Raw genomic sequence first — 18,045 nt, 5'->3', positions numbered from 1 at the left:
ATGGCAACCAGTGAAGCAGGTCTTGTCCGCAGGACGATCTGGCTGCTGCGGACGGTTGCGGCCCACCCGGAGGGGGTGGGGCTCAGCGATATCGCCCGCGAGTCCGGCATCCCCAAGGCCACCTGCTACCGGGTCCTCACCGTCCTCGAGCGTGAGAGCTGGCTGAACCTGGACCCGGTCACCCGCCGCTACCGCGTCTCGCTGGGCCTGCTGTCCATCGTCGGCGGACTGCTGGACGGAGGCGGCGCCTACGGGCACATGCGGGACGTGCTGCGCGACCTGGCCAAAGAGACCAAGGAGACCGCGGGCTTCGACGTCCTGCTCGCCCCCAACGTCATGGTCGTCGCCCAGGTTCCCGGACCGTCCCTGATCGGACAGACCCTCAAACCCGTACCCAGGACCCAGCCCGTCTGGGCCACCTCCACCGGCAAGGTGCTGCTCAGCGCCCTCGACCCGGAGGGCATCCGGGCAGAGTTCGGCGAGGAGTTCGAGGCCAACGCACCCGAACAACTCGGCGGGCTCGACGCGTTCATCGCGTCCATGGCCGAGGTGCGGGACCGCGGCTACGCCGTCGCCTACGACGAACTGGAGGTGGGTGCAGCCTCCGTCGCCGCGCCCGTCCGGATCGGCGGCGCCACCACCTACGCCGTCTGGATCGGCGGACCCACCTACCGGCTGACCCGCTCACGCATCGACGAGGTCGCCCAGTCCGTGATGAAGGCGGCCCGCCAGCTCAGCGAACTGCTGAGCGTCACCGGCATCGAACTGCCCACGGGATTCACCGAGCGCTAGCGCCGTCACCGGCTACCGGCGCACTGCGTCCCCGTGTGCGAGCACCATCCCACAGCCACCACCGCCCGGTGGGGCTGCGGAGCGATCGAGGAGGAATCGAATGACGGCACTTCAGGAGCGGCTCCGCGCCGCCCGAGAGGTCATGGACCGGATACCCAAGGGTCTGCACATCGACGGCGAGTGGCGTCCGTCCCGCAGCGGAGCGACCGTCGCAGTCGAGGACCCGGGAACCGGAACGGTGATCGCAGAGGTCGCCGACGCGGGTCCGGCGGACGCCGTGGACGCCCTCGACGCCGCGGTGCGGGCCCAGGCGTCCTGGGCAGCGACGCCTCCCCGTGAGCGCGGCGAGGTGCTGCGCCAGGCCTTCGAGACGATCATGGCCCGCAAGGACGACCTGGCCCTGCTGATGACCCTGGAGATGGGCAAGCCCTTCGCCGAGTCCCAGGCCGAGGTGGCCTACGCGGCCGAGTTCCTGCGCTGGTTCGCCGAGGAGGCCGTCCGTATCGACGGCGGCTACATGACCGCTCCGGGCGGCGGCTCCCGGGTGGTGACGATGCGCCAGCCCGTGGGCCCCTGTCTGCTGGTCACCCCGTGGAACTTCCCCATGGCGATGGGCACCCGCAAGATCGGTCCAGCGCTCGCGGCCGGCTGCACCGTCGTCGTCAAACCGGCCAAACAGACCCCGCTGTCCATGCTGGCCCTGGTGGACATCCTGCGGGAGGCCGGAGCACCCGCCGGCGTGGTGAACGTCTTCACCACCAACCGCTCCGGCGAGGTCACCGACCACCTGCTGAACGACCCCCGGCTGCGGAAGCTGTCCTTCACCGGGTCCACCGAGGTCGGCCGCGCGCTGCTCGCAGCGTCGTCGAGGAACGTGCTGCGCACGTCCATGGAACTCGGCGGCAACGCCCCCTTCCTGGTCTTCGCCGACGCCGACCTGGACGCGGCGGTGGAGGGCGCGTTCCAGGCGAAGATGCGCAACATCGGCGAAGCGTGCACGGCCGCCAACCGCTTCTACGTCCACTCCTCGGTCGCCGAGGAGTTCGGCCGCCGCCTGGCCGAGCGGCTGGCCGCCCTTCCAGTCGGCCACGGCCTGGACCCGGACAGCCAGGTCGGCCCGCTGATCGATGCCAACGCGGTGAAGAACGTCACCGCCCTGGTCTCCGAGGCCACCGCCGCCGGGGCCACCGTCCTCACCGGGGGTGCGGAAGTCCCCTCGGACGGCCACTTCTTCGCGCCGACCGTGCTCAGCGGCGTACCGCTCGGGGCCCGCACCCTCACCGAGGAGATCTTCGGCCCGGTCGCGCCGATCGTCGCCTTCGACGACGAGGACACGGCGGTGGCCCTGGCGAACGACTCCGAGTACGGACTCGCCGGCTATCTGTTCACCGAGAGTCTGAGCCGTGGCCTGCGGGTGAGCGAGCGGCTGGAGTGCGGCATGGTCGGACTCAACCAGGGGATCATCTCCAACCCCGCCGCGCCCTTCGGCGGGGTCAAGCAGTCCGGGCTCGGCCGGGAGGGCGGGGCGGTGGGCATCGACGAATACCTGAGCATCAAGTACCTGGCGATCAAGGCGGCACCATGACGGGCTTCATCCTGGCGGGCATCCAGTTCGAACCCGCCCTCGGCGACCCCGCGGCGAACATCGAGACGTCCTCGCGACTCATCCGCGAGGCGGCGGTCGGCGGGGCCCGGCTGGTCGTCCTGCCGGAAGCGGCCTCGGCCGGATACATGTTCACCGACCGCGCGGACGCCCGCAGGAACGCCGAGCCCGTTCCCGACGGGCCGGTCTCCTCCGCCTGGGCCGCGCTCGCCGCCGAACTGGATTTGTGGATCGTCGCAGGGATCACCGAACTGGCGGGCGAGGAGGTGTACAACTCGGCGGTTCTGATCGGCCCCGAGGGGCACGTCGGCACGTTCCGCAAGGCGCACCTGTGGAACTTCGAGAAGGAGCTGTACGACCGCCAGGAGGACGGCTTCCCCGTCTTCCGTACCCCGCTCGGCGTCATCGGGATCGGCATCTGCTACGACGCGTGGTTCCCGGAGACCTTCCGCAGCGCCGCGCTCGGCGGCGCCGACCTGCTGGCCCTTCCGTCGAACTGGGTGCCCGTACCCGGGCAGCCAGAGGACACTCCGGTGATGGCTAACTTGATGTGCATGATCGGGGCGCACAGCAACCAGTTCTTCGTCGCCGGGGTCAGCCGTACCGGCACCGAGCGCGACCAGCCCTTCATCGGCCGGTCGGTGATCGTAGGCCCGGACGGCTGGCTGCTGGCCGGACCGGCCGGCGGCGAGGAGACCATCGTCCTGGCCGAGGTGGACCTGATCGGCTCGCGCAAGGAGCGGCTGGGTAACCCCTTCAACCAGCCCCTCGGCGACCGGCGCACGGACATCTACCGCACCGGCGACTTCGCCCCGGACCTCTCGGGCGTCTCCGGCGACACCGCCTGACCACAGGGGCCCCTGCCTCTTTCCCGGGCCTGTTCCGGGCGCCCTCACCCTCGGGGAGCCCGGACGCCCAACCGTGCCCGCGCAACCCTCCCTGGAACCCCGGACGCCCGTCCACCCCGTGCACGGGCGTCCGTCCCACACCCGACTCTTCCCGCTCGTGGGGGACACACCGGCATCTATTGACAGGTCGGTGGTCCTCACACAGACTCTCCCTCACCCTCTGAACCCATGGTTCACTGAATGGACCAAAAGGTGTGAACGGCTATGCGAGCGATCGAGCGCAGCAGCGCACAGGTGGAGCTCACCGACCCGGGCAGCATCAAGGCGAGCCCCCTCTACAACGCGGACCTGGCGCCCGTACCCCTCTCCGGCAGGACCTGGACCAAGTACAACTATGCGGCCCTGTGGATGGGGATCGCCCACGGCATCCCCACGTACTACCTCGCCAGCGGTCTCATCGACCTCGGCATGAGCTGGTATCAAGCCGTCATGACGATTGCCCTGGGCAACCTGCTCGTCCTGGTGCCCATCCTGCTCAACAGCCACGCCGGTGCCAAGTACGGTATCCCCTACCCGGTGTTCGCCCGCGCCGCCTTCGGCACCCTCGGCGCCAACGTGCCCGCGCTGCTGCGCGCCCTGTCCGCGTGCGGATGGTTCGGCATCCAGACGTGGATCGGCGGCCAGGCCGTCTACACCATCACCGGCGCCTTCGCCGGTGACGCGTGGCTCAACGCGGGCGAGTTGTGGGGTCACCCCAAGACTCTGTGGCTGTCCTTCGCGGTGTTCTGGCTCCTGCAGATCGCGCTCATCGTCCGCGGTGTCGCATCCATTCGCCGCTTCGAGAACTGGTCCGCGCCGCTCATCCTGATCGTCGCCGCGTTCCTGCTGGTCTGGATGGTCATCCAGGCGGACGGTTTCGGCCCGCTCGCCACCGAGGGGTCCAAGCTGGGCTGGGGCGCCGACTTCTGGCTGCTGTTCGCGCCCTCCCTGATGGGCATGGTCGCCTACTTCGCCACGATGTCCGTGAACATCGCGGACTTCACCCGCTTCGCCAAGGGCCAGCGGGAGCAGATGCTCGGCCAGTCGCTGGGCCTGCCCACCACGATGACCGTGTTCTCCATGATCGGCGCCCTCACCACCTCGGCCACCATCGCCGTCTACGGGCACGCGATCTGGGACCCCGTCGACCTGGTCAGCCGCTTCTCCAACCCGATCGTCATCCTGTTCGCGCTGCTGTGCGTCATCGTGGCCACCATCGCGGTCAACGTCGCGGCCAACACCGTAGGCCCCGCCTACGACTTCTCCAACGCCTTCCCGCGCCTCATCAGCTTCCGCGTCGGCGGCGTAATCGCCGGTGTCATCGGCATCCTGATGCAGCCGTGGCGGCTGCTGTCTTCGCCCGAGCTGTACATCTTCACCTGGCTCGGCGTGACCGGCGCCGTCCTCGGCAGCGTCGCTGGCATTCTCACCGCCGAGTACTGGCTGCTGCGCAAGAGGGAACTCGACCTCGCCGGGCTGTACCAGCGCGGCGGCCCCTACGAGTATGCCAAGGGCTTCAACTTGCGCCCGCTGCTTGCGCTCGCGATCGTCCTGTTCCTCTCCCTCGCCGGCGCGTACTCCGAGAACGGCGAGGGACCTTTCCCGGCGGACGGCTACATCCCGTTCCTCAAGCCGCTGTTCGACTACAACTGGGCCGTCGCCTTTCTCGGCGGTGCCGCCCTGCACGCCCTGTTCAGCAGGATCGTGCCTTCGCGTGCTCCGCGCGTGGCGGTGGAGAACGCGGACCGGGTCACGGTCTGACGCCCCGGACGGCCGGGCCCCAGCCGGCCGCTCCCGGCCCGTCGTTCCTGTCCCGCGATTCCTTTCCTGCCGCACCGGGCTGCCGCCCTCCGTTCCGGCGGCGTTGTCGCCGACCTCCCTGGAGACCTGTGCCGCTCGAAAATGCGAGTTGCTGCTGTGAGCTGCGGTGATGGGGTTCGGTCAGGCGGCGCGGAGGTACTCGTTGACCGGGCCGCCGAGGACGGGGCGTCGCCGGATCCGGTGCGCCTGGAGGTCGGTGACGGTGGCCGCGGTGGGCGGTTCGTTGCTGGCCGGGGGTAGCTGCGCCCGGGACTGGTGGGGGGTGCCGACGTCCAGGCCGAGGAACACGCCCACGTCTTCGGTGTCGAACATTGCGCCCTTCCAGGGTTGTTGAACGTGCCGGCCTCGGAGCTGGTGTCGTACGCGCGCATCCACGTTATGCAGACCTGCCGCCCGGGAGCTGTCCGGCGTTGCGCCGGACCGGGCGGTGGCCGGACCTCTGATCAGCGTCTCCGACGGCACCTTCCGGGCCCGGTGACACCACCCCCCCCAGGTCACCGTTCGACAGGGGGCAACAGTCATGCCGGGCCCGGAGGCCAGCGGCCCTCTTGCAGGACCGCGGAAAACATAACTGTGAGAGTTCTTCTGCGGCCCGGGATGGGTTGCTGCCAGGCTCGACGCTTGTGATCCGGCATGACTCGAAACATAACTGGCGACCCAGCGGCTGCCGTTCCCCCGAGATGTCTGCCGGACGCGGGCGTCGGCCTGGCCCACCCGTTGGCTTGATCAGCAGGTTGTCCGCCTTGCGGCGTGACTCATCACAGTTCCGCCACGCGGTGACTCCACCCAGGCCGACGCCACCTGCAGCCGTCCGCCCAGTAAGGAGAACAACCGCGTGGCCATCCTCGCAGAACAAGTCGACGGCGTCATCGGCGTCGATACCCACCGCGACACCCTTGCGGCAGCAGCCGCCAGTCCCATCGGCGCCGTGCTGGCCAGCACCGATTCACCCGCCAACGCCCGCGGCTACCGCCGCCTGCTGGACTTCGTCCGCGGGCACGTCCCCGGGCGGCGCTGCTGGGCCCTGGAGGGCATCGGCAGCTACGGCGCCGGCCTCGCAGCCTTCCTTGACCAAGCAGGCGAGCGCGTCGTCGAGGTCTGCCGGCCCAAGCGGTTGCCCAATCGGGGCGGGCGCAAGACGGACATGCTCGACGCCATCCGGGCCGCGAAGGAAGCACTGGCCACCGAGCATCTGATCCAACCCCGGCTTCGCGGCGAACGCGAGGCCCTGCGGGTGGATCCTCCACACCGCCGGCAGGGCGGGCGAGTTGGCCCTGTATCCGGCGGTGGTCCCAGTTGCTGTTCTCCCGGGCCAGGCGCAGGATGAGCTGCTTGACGGCGGGCGCGGTGGAGGGTCTGCCGGGGCGGCGGTGCCGGGTGAACGTCCACTTCCGGGCGATGAGTCGCCGGTGCCAGGCCAGCAGTGTGGTGGGGGCGACCGCGAAGGCCTGACGCCAGCGCTCGCGCGGGACCAACCGTGAGAGCGCGGCAAGCCAGATCCGGTCGGCGGGCTCGTAGCGGACCCGGGCGATCTGACGGCGCAGCACCGCGTTCTCGTGCCGCAGCACGAGAACCTCTGCGTCCATGGCCACGCGGCTGCGCAGGACGGCTGCGGGCACCGTGATCAGATTCCGAACGAGCGCGGTGACGGTGGACAGCGGCATCGAAGGATCGTCGCAGATGCTGTGTGGGCCGGTCTTCTGGGCTGGAAACTGCCAGGTCAGGCCCGGAATCGTGTTTTCGAGCGGCACAGGCGCCGGTCCCAGATCAACGTGCAGTCCAGCAGCTCCCGCCGGCAGTTCTGCACCCACCGCTCCGTGATCGAGTTCATTCTCGGCATCCGGACGCCGCTGAGCACCACCTGGATGCCCGCGTCGTTCAGGACGGTGTCGAAGAGCTCGGGGAACGTGCCGTCTCGGTCCCGGATGAGGTAGGGCACCCGGCGTCCTCCAGGTCCATGACGAGATTCCTCGCGGCCTGGGCCGCCCAGGACGCGGTCGGATGTGCGGTGGCGCCCAGGACATGGATCGGGTGGTTGGCATGCTCGATCACCGCGAACACGTACAACCGGGCCCCGGACAAGGTGACGGTCTCGAAGAAGTCGCAGGCCAGCAGGGCGTCGGCCTGGGAGCGCAGGAAGTCGGCCCGGGTACTGGAAGCTCGTTGGGGGTGCCGGTTGGATCCCGGCCTCCTTCAAGATCTCCCATACCGTGGACGCGGCCACCTTCACCCCGAGCACGAGTAGTTCGCCATGCACCCTCCGGTAGCCCCAGTCGGGATTCTCCCTGGCCAGGCGCAGGACCAGCACGCGGATCGAGCGCACGGTGCGCGGCCGGCCGCCGCGCTTGGGCCGGGACCGGGCGGCGTACCGGCGGGCGATCAGGTCGCGGTGCCAGTGCAGGACCGTGTCCGGCCGGACCAGCAGTCGCATCCGGCGTCGCACCTCGCGGGGCACGCCGTGGAGCAGCGACGCCAGGAACGCCCGGCCGGTCGGCGTGAACCGCACCCGCTCCCCACCCAGTTGGCGCTCCAGGACGGTGATCTGGTGGTGCAGCGCCAGGATCTCGACGACCCTGTCCCGGTCGCTCATCGACAGCAAGCGCAGCAACGCGAACGCGTTCGTCACACCGATGTAGACCAGTCGCAGCAGCATGGCGGATCATCATGCCGCGCTGACCGCCAACCGCGCGAGGGCCCGGTGCCATCAGTCACAGCTGGCATGCCCCAGACCCCGTAGACGGCTCCCACCAGGATGGATGAGTTTTCGGCAAGGGCAACGTGCCGCGACCCTACGCCGTCACGCTTCCGATCGGAAGGTTTTTGTTGCCTGCATCCCTGGACTAGCCATACGTTCGGTAGGCTGATCACGCCGGTCTCGGGGACACTCCGGTCGGCACGCACGCACCCCACTTCATCTGGCCGGACCAGGCAGTCGACCGATCGGCTGATCCCAAGGGAGGACATCCATGCCGCCCAGGCGCGACCCGCAGAAGCATGCCGAGGTGCTGGACGCGGCGATCGAACTGATCCGGCAGAAGGGCATCGACGGGACGAGCCTCCAGGATGTCGCCGATGCGGTCGGCATCAAAAAGGGGAGTCTCGTCACGTACTTCTCGTCCAAGGCGGAGCTCGCGGACCTGATCCAGGCGCGCTTCACCGAGGTCGCGGAGCAGGAACTCGCGGAGATCGCCGGACGTGAAGGCCTGAACCCTGAGCAGCGGCTGCGCGAGCTGCTGCACTTCCACGCCGAGCACTGCACCGTACGGCTGTCCTCGCCGGTGCTTGTGAGCTTCATGCAGCTGTGGTCCGCGCCGGGCACGCCCGCCGGGCGCAAGCAACTGGAGATCCGGCGGCAGTACCAGCAGGTGTTCGAGGACGCCGTGGCGGAGTGCAGCAGGAAGCGGATCTTCCGGAAAGTGGACCCGGAACTCGTCGTCAACGGGCTGATGGGCGCGATGAGTTGGTGTGCGTTCTGGTACGACGAGGAGAAGCACGGACCGCTACGCCCGCTGGTGGACTCGCTCATCGACATGTCCTTCGTCGGACTGCGTCCGCGTCCTAGGCGGGGCGCGGCATCGTTGCAGACCTGACGCCGCGCCCCGGTCCGGAAACGTCAGCGTTGTGGCAACCGGGTACCGGCGTCCAGCCGGATGACCTCGCCGTTGAGCATCTCGTTGGTGAGGACGGCACATGCCAGGTCCGCGAACTCCTCGGGTCTGCCGAGCCGTCTGGGATAGGCGGCCGACGAGATCAGCTGGTCCTGTAGCGCCGACGGCAGGTCGGTGGTGAGCGTCGTTTCGAACGCGCCGGGTGCGATGGTGACACACCTGATGCGGTGCTCGGCGAGTTCGCGGGCCGCCGGGAGGGTCATGCCGACGACGCCGGCCTTGGAGGCCGCGTAGGCCAGCTGACCCTGCTGACCCTCGAAGGCTGCCACGCTCGCGGTCGTGACGATCACGCCGCGCTCCGTGCCGTCGCTCCGCTCGTTCCGGCTCATGTGCCAGGCGGCGGCCCGCAGGACATGGAAGGTGCCGAGCAGGTTCACGTCCACGATCCGGCGGAAGCGCTCGGGGTCGACGGGGCCGTCCCTGCCGAGCAGCCGGAAGCCACCGGCTGTGCCGGCGCAGTGTACGACCACATCGAGGCGGCCGAAGGCGCGGACCGTCTCGGCGAAGACGCGGTCGACCTCAGTGGCGAGCCTGATGTCGGCGGCGAGCGGGAGCCAAGCGCCGTCCGGGCTGCCGTCCGGCGCGTCGAGATCGAGAGCGGCGACGTGTGCGCCGCGTTCCAGAAGCCTCCGCGCCGTGGCTTGCCCCAGCCCTGCCGCGGCCCCGGTCACCACCGCGACCGCACCCTTGAGTTCCATAACTTTCCATCCTTTCCCTTCCTGTGTCCTGTACGGGCCGCCGCTGGCATGTGCCGCCCACGCGCTGCCGGTTACTCATCAGCGAGGCGTGGTACCGCGGCGCTGGGGTATCGGGGGGAATCGCGCAGCGACATACCGAGGTGGACCCGGCGGGTGAGCCACACGCTGGGGCGGTAGCGGGGGTCGCGATAGCCCGTGTGCAGTCCTTCCAGGACCCTCAGCACCTTCGCTGGGCCGATGCGGTCGCCCCAGGCCAGCGGTCCGTGCGGATAGCCGAGGCCCAGCATCACTGCGGTGTCGATGTTCGCCGGTGAGGCGAGCCCGAGCTGGGCGATCTCACATGCGGTGTTGACGATGACGGCGAGGAGGCGTTGCGCGATGAATCCGGCGCTGTCGGATGTGACGCTCACCGCATGGCCGGTAGCCGCGAGCGCGCCATGCGCGGCCGCGACGGCGGCACGCGAGGTCGCCGGGCTCGCCGCCAGCGTCAGACGCCCGGTGAACCCACCGCACGGATCGACACCCACCGTGCGCTGCGGAGGTAGACCGGTGTCGAGGCCGGCGGTGGTCACGTCTGCGCCCCAGGGCGTCACGATCGCCACAGTGCCGGGCCCCGGTTCCGGGACGACGGTGACGCCCGCCGCACGTAGCATCGAGGCGAGCTGTGCATCCTCGCTCCAGACCGGGGTCCCTTGATACGCCGGTGCCAGGAGTTCCGGCACCGGCTTGGGACGGCCGGAGTCGTCGTACCGGTAGAAGCCTTCTCCCGTCTTGAGGCCCAGGCGGCTGGCGGCGAGGCGCCTGGGCCCGGTGGGTGAGGGCCGCAGTCGCGGGTCGTCGTAGAAGCCTCGGTAGACAGACTCCGACACGGCAACGTTGACGTCGAGACCGGTGAGGTCGATCAGCGCGAAGGGGCCCATCCGGAAGCCGGCCGCCTCGCGGCAGATCCGGTCGATGTCGGCCGGCGCGGCGATTCCCTCGTCGAGCAGCCGCAGCGCCTCGGTGGTGTAGGGCCGCCCGGCATGGTTGACCAGGAACCCCGGCGTGTCGGTGACGACGATCGGCTTGTGGCCGAGCCGTCGGACAAGGTGCGCGAGACGCCCGGGGAGCTCGGGGTCTGTGCGCTCGCCGGGCACCACCTCGACCAGCCGCATGAGCGGAACCGGGTTGAAGAAGTGCAGGCCGCAGAGCCGTTCCGGATGGTCGAGTCCCGCGGCGATCGCGGTGACCGACAGCGAGCTGGTGTTGGTCGCGAACACGGTCTTCGCACCCAGGCGGGCCTCCAGCTCGGCGAAGAGCCGTCGCTTGACCTCCAGGTCCTCCACGACGGCCTCGATCACGAGGTCGGCGGCCGGGATCTCCTCCACCGTCCGGAGCCGTTCCTTGACGGCCGCCGGGTCGTCAAGGCGCCCCTTCCCCGCCAGCCGGTCGATCATCCGGTGCACATGCGCCACTGCCTCGTCGGCTGCCTGCGGCCGCACATCGGTGAGCAGCACCCTGTGGCCGCCGGCCGCGAACAGTTGGGCGATGCCGCGCCCCATCGCACCTGCACCGACCACGGCCACGGTCAACTCGTCCTGCACGGTGTATCTCCTTCGCGGTGGCGCGGATCAGGCGATGGTCCAGGTGTCGCTGCCGGTCAGCAGCGCGGCGAGGTCACTGGGTCCCTTCTCGGCGGCGGCCCGGTCGAGCTGATCGGCCATCATGTCGTCGTAGACGGGCCGGACGACGTCGCGGAAGATGCCGATGGGGGTGTGCGCCAGGGTCGTGGTGTCGGCCAGGCGCGACAGCGCGAAGGCCAGTTCGGGGTTGTCGGCATGGGTGTCGTGGACCAGGAGCTGCTCACCGCCCACCTCGGCGACGTCCACGATCCGCAGGCCGGAGTTCGTGCGGATGACACCCTTCGAGTTCCCCTCAGAGCCTTCGGCCTGGGAGGTACTCCCAGCACCGAACCGTATGGGCATGCCGTGCTCCAGCCGGATGGTGAAGTCCCCACGGGTGTCCGGGTCCTTGAAGACCCCAAAGGCGCCGTCGTTGAAGATGTTGCAGTTCTGGTAGATCTCCACCAAGGCGGTGCCGGGATGGGCGGCGGCGGCGCGGAGCACGTACTGCAGGTGCTTGCGGTCGGAGTCGATGGTGCGAGCGACGAAGGTGGCCTCGGCACCGAGCGCCAGTGAGACTGGGTTGAAGGGCGCGTCCAGCGAGCCCATCGGCGTCGACTTGGTGATCTTGCCGCGCTCGCTCGTGGGGGAGTACTGCCCCTTGGTGAGGCCGTAGATCCGGTTGTTGAACAGCAGGATCTTCAGGTTCACGTTGCGTCGCAGGGCGTGGATGAGGTGGTTGCCGCCGATGGACAGCGCGTCGCCGTCGCCAGTGACCACCCACACGCTCAGGTCGCGCCGGGAGGAGGCCAGGCCGGTGGCGATAGCGGGGGCGCGGCCGTGGATGGAGTGCATCCCGTAGGTGTTCATGTAGTACGGGAAGCGGGAGGAGCAGCCGATGCCGGAGACGAACACGATGTTCTCGCGGCGCAGACCGAGTTCGGGCAGGAAGGACTGGACGGCAGCCAGGATGGCGTAGTCGCCGCAGCCGGGGCACCAGCGCACTTCCTGGTCGGACCGGAAGTCCGCGGCGCTCTGGCGGATGTCGTCCTTGGGCACCAGTCGCAGGGACGGGTATTGCGCTGCCGACGGGGTAGGCGATTCAGACACTGGCGATCACGTCCTCGATGGCGGCGGCGAGTTCGGCAGCCTTCAGCGGCAGGCCGCACACGCGGTTGAAGCTGATGGCGTCGACCAGATAGCGGGCGCGGACGAGAGTGGCGAGCTGGCCGAGGTTCATCTCGGGGATGAGGACCTTGTCGTAGGCCCGCAGCACGTCGTCGAGATTCGCCGGGAACGGGTTGAGGTGACGCAGGTGCGCCTGGGCCACGGGGCGGCCGGCGGCGCGTACCGCCTGACAGGCGGCGGCGATGGGGCCGTAGGTGGAGCCCCAGCCGAGGACGAGTACGCGGGCGTCGCCCGTGGGGTCGTCGACGGCGAGCGGGGGAGCGCTGCGGGCGATGCCCTCCACCTTGGCCTGGCGGGTGCGGACCATGTGGTCGTGGTTGGCCGGGTCGTAGGAGATGTTGCCGGTGCCGTCCTGCTTCTCGATGCCGCCGATCCGGTGTTCCAGCCCCGGGGTGCCGGGGATCGCCCAGGGCCGGGCCAGGGTCTCCGGGTCGCGCTTGTACGGCCAGAACACCTCCGCCCCTTCGGCGGTGGTGTGGTTCGGGCCGTAGGCGAACTCGGTGCGCAGGTCAGGGAGCGCGTCGGGCTCGGGGACCCGCCAGGGCTCGGAGCCGTTGGCCAGGTAGCCGTCGGAGAGCAGGAAGACCGGGGTGCGGTAGGTGAGCGCGATTCGGGCGGCCTCCAGTGCCGCATCGAAGCAGTCGCCCGGGGTGGAGGGCGCGACGATCGGCACCGGGGCCTCGCCGTTGCGGCCGTACATCGCCTGCAGCAGGTCGGCCTGCTCGGTTTTGGTGGGCAGGCCGGTGGAGGGGCCGCCGCGCTGGATGTCCACGATGACCAGGGGGAGTTCGAGCGAGACTGCGAGGCCGATGGCCTCGGACTTCAGCGCCACACCCGGGCCGGAGGTGGTGGTGACGCCGAGGGCACCGCCGTAGGCGGCGCCGAGCGCGGCGCCGACGCCGGCGATCTCGTCCTCGGCCTGGAAGGTGCGCACACCGAAGTTCTTATGTTTGGACAGTTCGTGGAGGATGTCGGAGGCGGGAGTGATGGGGTAGGAGCCGAGGAACAGCGGCAGGTCCGCCTGCTGGGCGGCGGCGATCAGACCGTAGGCGAGCGCGAGGTTGCCCGTGATGTTGCGGTACGTGCCGGAGGGCAGGGCAGCTGGGGCGATCTCGTAGGAGACCGCGAAGTCTTCGGTGGTCTCGCCGAAGTTCCAGCCGGCCTTGAACGCCGCGATGTTGGCCTCGGCGATCAGCGGGCGGGCCGCGAACTTGGACCGCAGGAACCGGAGGGTGCTCTGGGTCGGCCGGTCGTACAGCCAGGACAGCAGCCCCAGCGCGTACATGTTCTTGGCCCGCTGGGCGTCCTTCTTGGAGATGCCCAGATCCTTGACCGCCTCCAGGGTCTGCGAGGTCAGTGCGAGGGCGTGGACGTGGTATGCGTCCAACGAGCCGTCCTCCAGCGGATTCGAGCCGTAGCCGACCCGGGTCAGGGCGCGGGGCGTGAACTCGTCGGTGTCGACGATGATCTCGGCGCCGCGGGGCAGGTCGGGCAGGTTGGCCTTCAGAGCGGCCGGGTTCATCGCGACCAGAACCTGCGGGGCGTCCCCGGGCGTGGTGATGTCGTGGTCGGCGAACTGCACCTGAAAGCTGGACACGCCCGGCAGGGTCCCGGCGGGGGCCCGGATTTCCGCCGGGAAGTCCGGCAGCGTGGAAAGGTCGTTGCCCAGCGACGCGGTCTGGGAGGTAAACCGGTCGCCGGCCAGCTGCATGCCATCGCCGGAGTCACCGGCGAAGCGGATGATGACGCTGCTGACGCGCCGCCGTGTTGCCGGGCGCTGCCCGGACAGGTATTGCCCCTGAGTCAGATTCATGGTGGGAACCGCCAACTTCTGCAGGCCGCCCGTCGTTGTCCGCGGCGCGGATACGACTGCCGCGCCGTGCCGACGGAGGGTGGGGGCGCCGTCCGAGGGGATCGGAGCCCATGGAGTGGGGCCACTTAACTACCTGACGATCGGAAGGTCAATAGCCCCTTCGAAGGTGGCGTTCCCGGCTCGTTCGATGTGTTGGTGAGCGCCTATTGACCTGACGATTGTCAGGCTCATACGCTCGGTTCACCCGTCGTACCGAATCCCGCCGGGATGCGCCGCGGCAGCGCGGCGACCGGTGCGGGCTCGCGGGTGAGCCCGTGAATCGCCGGTATGAGAGGCCGTCCGGCCGCGCGGCGTTCCGCCGCCCGCGTGCCGCATCCGCTGCGTTCGTCAGCGACATTCCCAAGGAGTGGCCGTGCCCATGTCTCACGTTCCCCGCGTGCCCGTTGCACCCTTCCGAGCCGGAGGAGGGCGATGAAAGATGTCCTGCTGCCCGCAGGCGCGCGGGAAGGCGCCGCGCCCCCCGTCGCCGATGTGGCGGTGGGGGCCGATCTCACCTGGCCGCTGCGGCGGGCGGCCCACCTCTACGGCGAGCGGGTCTCGGTCGTCGACGGTACGACGAGGCTCAGCTACCCCGAGTTCGTGGCGTGGTGTGACCGTCTCGCGGATGCCGTGCGGTGGTGCGGTGCGCAGCCGGGGGACCGGATCGGCGTGCTCGGGGCCAACAGCGCCGAGTACCTGGCCGCGTACTTCGGCGTCCCGGCGGCCCGGTGCGTGTTCGTGCCGCTCAACGCGCGCCTCGCCGACGCGGAGCTGGCCCAGGTGGTCGCCGACTGCGAGCCGGCACTGCTGATCGCTGATGCCGGCCATGCGGCCCGTGCGGCGCAGCTGGCGACAGCCACGGGCATCCGGTGGGTGACCATGGAGCAGTTGATCGGCGAGTGCGGCGACGCACCCCGGGAGAGGTCCGCTGCCGAAGAACCTGCCCCCAACGATCCCGCCGCGATCTTCTACACCGGCGGCACCACCGGTCGCGCCAAGGGTGCGGTGCTCACCCACCGCAGTCTCACCGCCAACGCCCTGCATATGTCCGTCGGTCTCGGATACCGGGACGACGACGTCTACCTGCACTGCGCGCCGATGTTCCACCTCGGCGACGGGATGTCCGTGCATCCGGTGACCTGGGCCGGCGGCCGCCATGTGGTCATTCCCCGGTTCGACCCGGAGGCGGTGCTGTCGGCCATCGAGACCGAGCGCGTGACCTGCACCTTCCTCGTGCCGACGATGCTCACCTTGCTGATCGACCATCTCGACCGGCTGGAACGGCAGCCGGACCTCTCCTCCCTGCGGCTCGTCGTGCACGGCGGCGCCCCTATCGCGCCCTCGCTGCTGGAACGCGCCATCGCGCGGCTCGGATGCTCGTTCACGCAGTCGTACGGCATGACCGAGGCCGGACCGATCCTGAGCTTCCTGCCGCACGAGGAACAGCTGCTGGGCCGGCCGGAGCTGCGTTCCGCGGGACGGCCGGTGGTCGGGGTGGAGGTCCGGGTCGTGCGTCCGGACGGCACCGAGTGCGGACCCGGCGAGGTCGGCGAGATCGTCGGCCGGGGACCGAACTTCGCCCTCGGATACTGGCGGCAGCCGGAGGTGACCCGGGAGAAGTTCCGCGACGGCTGGTACTGGTCGGGCGACATGGCCCACCGCGACGCGGCCGGCCACCTCTACATCGTCGGGCGCGCCGGAGACGTGATCATCAGCGGTGGCGAGAACGTCTACGCGGCCGAGGTGGAGGCCGCGCTCGCCGCCCACGAGGACGTGCTGGAAGCCGCGGTCATCGCGGTGCCGTCCGCGCAGTGGGGCGAGCAGGTCCACGCGGCCGTCGTGCTGCGCCGCGGCGCGGCCACCGCGGTGGCCGACCTCGACCGGCACTGCCGCGGCCTGATCGCCGGGTACAAGAGCCCGCGCTCTTACGAGTTCCACGAGGTACTGCCCCGTACCGGACCCGGCAAGATCGACAAGCTTGTGCTGCGGCGGCCGCACTGGGCGGAGCAGGAGCGTGGAGTGTCATGACCGAGCACAGCGCAGCACAGCGGCCGGTCGCCATCGTGACCGGCGGTTCCCGGGGCATCGGAGCGGCGTGTGCCATCCGCCTGGCGGCACAGGGCTGCCGGGTGGCGGTGAACTACGCACGGTCGCGGCCCGCAGCGGACGAGGTCGTACGCCGCATCCGCGGCAAGGGTGGTGAGGCCGTCGCCGTCCGCGCGGACGTGTCGCGACTCGGCGCCGCGACGGCCCTGGTCGACGAGGTCACGGAACTGCTGGGACCGCCCCTGGTCGTCGTGAACAACGCGGGTGTACAGCGCTCTCGGGCCATGATCCGCCAGGAGCCGGAGGCGCTGAAGGAGATGCTCACCACCAACGTCCATGGCGCCTGGGCGGTCACCCGCGCGGCACTGCCGCACATGTACGAGGCCGGTTGGGGGCGCGTGGTGTTCATGAGCTCGGTGCTGGGGGCGACGGGCGGCCCGGGGGACACGGGCTACAGCGCCTCCAAGGCGGCGCTCCTCGGCATGTCCAAGAGTCTGGCCTTCGAGGTGGCCCGCCGCGGCATCACCTCCAACGCGGTGCTGCCGGGGACGATCCTCACCGACCTCGCCACCGAGGTCGAGCCCGCCGTGCTGGACGCCAACATCGCCTCGCTCGCCGCTCGGCGCGGCGGCGAGCCGGAGGAGGTGGCGGCCGTGGTCGCCTTCCTGTGCTCCGCGGAGGCCTCGTACGTGAACGGCGCGGAGGTTGCCGTCCACGGCGGTGGCTGGGTCAGCCTTCCGCCGACGGCCTGACACACCGTCATCAACGTGTGGAACCAATGGAGGGACAGGAATGCGCTGGGGATTGGGTTTGTACACCGGCCAGGTGCCGCCCGGGCAGGACATCGGCTTTCATGACGAGTACGCGAGGATCATCGAGCAGGCCCGGCTTGCCGAGGAGCTGGGACTGGACTCGGTCTGGCTGAGCGAGCACCACGGCGCCGACGACGGCTATCTGCCCTCGTTGCTGCCGCTGGCCGCCGCGATCCTGGCGTCCACCGAGCGGCTGGTCGTGGGCACGGCGGTGCTTCTCGCGCCGCTGCACCACCCGCTGCGGCTGGCCGAGGACGCCGCGGTGGTGGACCAGCTCTCGGGCGGCCGGCTCGTGCTCGGCCTGGGGACGGGATGGCGAAGCGGCGACTTCAGGTCCTTCGGCGTCGACATGTCCACGCGGGCCGCGGGCCTGGAGGAGACCGTCCAGATCCTGCGTCGGGCCTGGCAGGGCGAGCGGTTCGACTTCGAGGGGCGAGTCCATCGGATCGAGGGAGGGGTAGTGCGCCCGCGCCCCTTCACGCCCGGCGGCCCGCCGATCTGGCTGGGCGGGACGGGTCCCCGTGCCCTGCGGAGGGCCGGCCGCCTCGGCGACGGGTACTTCGGGGTCGGCGCGCCCTTCGACGACGCGATGGGTGCCTTCGCGGCCGCGCGGGACGCCGTTCCAGAGGACCGGCAGGCGCCCTTCTCCTTCGGTCAACTGCGGTCGGGCTTCATCGCGCAGGATCCGGAGGAGGCGTGGAAGCTGGCTGGCCGCGGCATGACCTACACCCTGGATGTCCATGCGCGCTGGGCCGCGGAGGAGGCGGGCCGGGTGGTGGCGCCCGACGAACACCTGGTGCCCGAGGACACCGTGCGGCAGTACAACCTGCTCGGGACCCCCGCAGACATGACGAACGCCCTGCTGCCCTATGCGGGGCGGTTCGCCAGACGTCAGGACTGCCACCTCGCGTTCCGGCTCTATCACCCCTACATGCCCCACGACCAGGTGCTGGAGGCCATCCAGGCCTACGGCCGGACGGTGGTGCCGGCGTTGAACGAGGCGGCGGGGTAACACAGGCCGCCCCGCCGTATTGAGGCGCGGCGGGTCGTGGGCGACTGGTTGGACGGGACTCGGTG

The 18,045-nt window shown here is 70.0% G+C and carries 14 protein-coding genes and 1 pseudogene; 9 read left to right on the top strand and 6 right to left on the bottom strand.

All coding sequences use genetic code 11. From position 1 onward, the window contains the following. The 4 genes from OG395_RS06015 (at position 1) to OG395_RS06000 (ending at position 5,043) form a co-directional block, all read left to right on the top strand. Positions 1-792 (top strand): IclR family transcriptional regulator, encoded by a 792-nt coding sequence (locus OG395_RS06015; RefSeq protein ID WP_327241948.1) that lies wholly within the window; start codon positions 1-3, stop codon positions 790-792. Positions 793-892: 100 nt separating this feature from the next. Next, a complete protein-coding gene (locus tag OG395_RS06010) occupies positions 893-2,377 on the top strand; it encodes an NAD-dependent succinate-semialdehyde dehydrogenase (RefSeq protein ID WP_327241947.1) in 1,485 nt (494 codons plus the stop codon). Beyond that, positions 2,374-3,243 (top strand): nitrilase family protein, encoded by an 870-nt coding sequence (locus tag OG395_RS06005; protein WP_327241946.1) that lies wholly within the window; start codon positions 2,374-2,376, stop codon positions 3,241-3,243. The genes OG395_RS06010 and OG395_RS06005 overlap by 4 nt, the downstream gene beginning before the upstream one ends. Before the next feature lie 264 nt (positions 3,244-3,507). Then, entirely contained in the window at positions 3,508-5,043 is a 1,536-nt protein-coding gene (locus OG395_RS06000) for an NCS1 family nucleobase:cation symporter-1 (RefSeq protein ID WP_327241945.1), read from the top strand. 180 nt (positions 5,044-5,223) lie between these two features. On the opposite strand, the gene OG395_RS05995 is transcribed toward OG395_RS06000, so the two are convergent. After that, positions 5,224-5,415: a hypothetical protein gene (locus OG395_RS05995; RefSeq protein ID WP_327241944.1), complete on the bottom strand. Its 192-nt coding sequence runs from the start codon at positions 5,413-5,415 to the stop codon at positions 5,224-5,226. A 523-nt stretch (positions 5,416-5,938) separates the two neighbouring features. Here OG395_RS05995 and OG395_RS05990 point away from each other — a divergent pair. After that, the gene (locus tag OG395_RS05990) at positions 5,939-6,430 is read left to right on the top strand and encodes an IS110 family transposase (RefSeq protein WP_327241943.1); all 492 of its coding nucleotides are present in this window, start codon (positions 5,939-5,941) and stop codon (positions 6,428-6,430) included. 426 nt (positions 6,431-6,856) lie between these two features. Here the strand turns inward: OG395_RS05990 and OG395_RS05980 are convergent. Further along, positions 6,857-7,756 (bottom strand): annotated as a pseudogene (locus tag OG395_RS05980) (integrase); the annotation flags it as partial. A 313-nt stretch (positions 7,757-8,069) separates the two neighbouring features. Here OG395_RS05980 and OG395_RS05975 point away from each other — a divergent pair. After that, positions 8,070-8,693 (top strand): TetR/AcrR family transcriptional regulator, encoded by a 624-nt coding sequence (locus OG395_RS05975; RefSeq protein ID WP_327241942.1) that lies wholly within the window; start codon positions 8,070-8,072, stop codon positions 8,691-8,693. Between the two features lie 23 nt (positions 8,694-8,716). Here the strand turns inward: OG395_RS05975 and OG395_RS05970 are convergent, their stop codons facing one another. The 4 genes from OG395_RS05970 to OG395_RS05955 all read right to left on the bottom strand — a co-directional run bounded on the left by OG395_RS05970 (position 8,717) and on the right by OG395_RS05955 (position 14,071). Beyond that, the gene (locus OG395_RS05970; protein WP_327241941.1) at positions 8,717-9,469 is read right to left on the bottom strand and encodes an SDR family NAD(P)-dependent oxidoreductase; all 753 of its coding nucleotides are present in this window, start codon (positions 9,467-9,469) and stop codon (positions 8,717-8,719) included. Positions 9,470-9,540: 71 nt separating this feature from the next. Beyond that, entirely contained in the window at positions 9,541-11,052 is a 1,512-nt protein-coding gene (locus tag OG395_RS05965) for a 3-hydroxyacyl-CoA dehydrogenase (protein WP_327241940.1), read from the bottom strand. 27 nt (positions 11,053-11,079) lie between these two features. After that, positions 11,080-12,180 carry a 2-oxoacid:ferredoxin oxidoreductase subunit beta gene (locus OG395_RS05960; RefSeq protein WP_327241939.1) on the bottom strand — a complete coding sequence of 367 codons (1,101 nt, stop codon included), beginning with the start codon at positions 12,178-12,180 and terminating at the stop codon, positions 11,080-11,082. After that, the gene (locus OG395_RS05955; protein ID WP_327241938.1) at positions 12,173-14,071 is read right to left on the bottom strand and encodes a 2-oxoacid:acceptor oxidoreductase subunit alpha; all 1,899 of its coding nucleotides are present in this window, start codon (positions 14,069-14,071) and stop codon (positions 12,173-12,175) included. Before OG395_RS05955 ends, OG395_RS05960 begins: the two co-directional genes overlap by 8 nt. Before the next feature lie 471 nt (positions 14,072-14,542). On the opposite strand from OG395_RS05955, the gene OG395_RS05950 reads away from it, so the two are divergent. The 3 genes from OG395_RS05950 to OG395_RS05940 are packed head-to-tail and all read left to right on the top strand — an operon-like array spanning position 14,543 to position 17,980. After that, positions 14,543-16,138 carry a class I adenylate-forming enzyme family protein gene (locus OG395_RS05950; protein ID WP_327241937.1) on the top strand — a complete coding sequence of 532 codons (1,596 nt, stop codon included), beginning with the start codon at positions 14,543-14,545 and terminating at the stop codon, positions 16,136-16,138. Beyond that, positions 16,135-16,908: an SDR family oxidoreductase gene (locus OG395_RS05945; RefSeq protein WP_327241936.1), complete on the top strand. Its 774-nt coding sequence runs from the start codon at positions 16,135-16,137 to the stop codon at positions 16,906-16,908. The genes OG395_RS05950 and OG395_RS05945 overlap by 4 nt, the downstream gene beginning before the upstream one ends. 40 nt (positions 16,909-16,948) lie before the next feature. Continuing rightward, on the top strand, positions 16,949-17,980 hold the full coding sequence (locus OG395_RS05940; RefSeq protein WP_327241935.1) for an LLM class flavin-dependent oxidoreductase: 1,032 nt from the start codon (positions 16,949-16,951) through the stop codon (positions 17,978-17,980). Positions 17,981-18,045 lie beyond the last annotated feature (65 nt).

This window comes from Streptomyces sp. NBC_01320, assembly GCF_035974375.1.
Lineage (GTDB): Bacteria > Actinomycetota > Actinomycetes > Streptomycetales > Streptomycetaceae > Streptomyces > Streptomyces yanii.
Note: the sequence above shows the minus strand (reverse complement) of the source record. Positions and strands in the feature narration are given on the sequence as shown.

Bases quoted from the DNA above. Each gene is read 5' to 3' on its own strand.
- OG395_RS05945 (WP_327241936.1), top strand. From the start codon at position 16,135: ATGACCGAGCACAGCGCAGCACAGCGGCCGGTCGCCATCGTGACCGGC.
- OG395_RS06015 (WP_327241948.1), top strand. From the start codon at position 1: ATGGCAACCAGTGAAGCAGGTCTTGTCCGCAGGACGATCTGGCTGCTG.
- OG395_RS06000 (WP_327241945.1), top strand. From the start codon at position 3,508: ATGCGAGCGATCGAGCGCAGCAGCGCACAGGTGGAGCTCACCGACCCG.
- OG395_RS06010 (WP_327241947.1), top strand. From the start codon at position 893: ATGACGGCACTTCAGGAGCGGCTCCGCGCCGCCCGAGAGGTCATGGAC.
- OG395_RS05970 (WP_327241941.1), bottom strand. From the start codon at position 9,469: ATGGAACTCAAGGGTGCGGTCGCGGTGGTGACCGGGGCCGCGGCAGGG.
- OG395_RS05995 (WP_327241944.1), bottom strand. From the start codon at position 5,415: ATGTTCGACACCGAAGACGTGGGCGTGTTCCTCGGCCTGGACGTCGGC.
- OG395_RS05950 (WP_327241937.1), top strand. From the start codon at position 14,543: ATGAAAGATGTCCTGCTGCCCGCAGGCGCGCGGGAAGGCGCCGCGCCC.
- OG395_RS06005 (WP_327241946.1), top strand. From the start codon at position 2,374: ATGACGGGCTTCATCCTGGCGGGCATCCAGTTCGAACCCGCCCTCGGC.
- OG395_RS05940 (WP_327241935.1), top strand. From the start codon at position 16,949: ATGCGCTGGGGATTGGGTTTGTACACCGGCCAGGTGCCGCCCGGGCAG.
- OG395_RS05955 (WP_327241938.1), bottom strand. From the start codon at position 14,071: ATGAATCTGACTCAGGGGCAATACCTGTCCGGGCAGCGCCCGGCAACA.
- OG395_RS05975 (WP_327241942.1), top strand. From the start codon at position 8,070: ATGCCGCCCAGGCGCGACCCGCAGAAGCATGCCGAGGTGCTGGACGCG.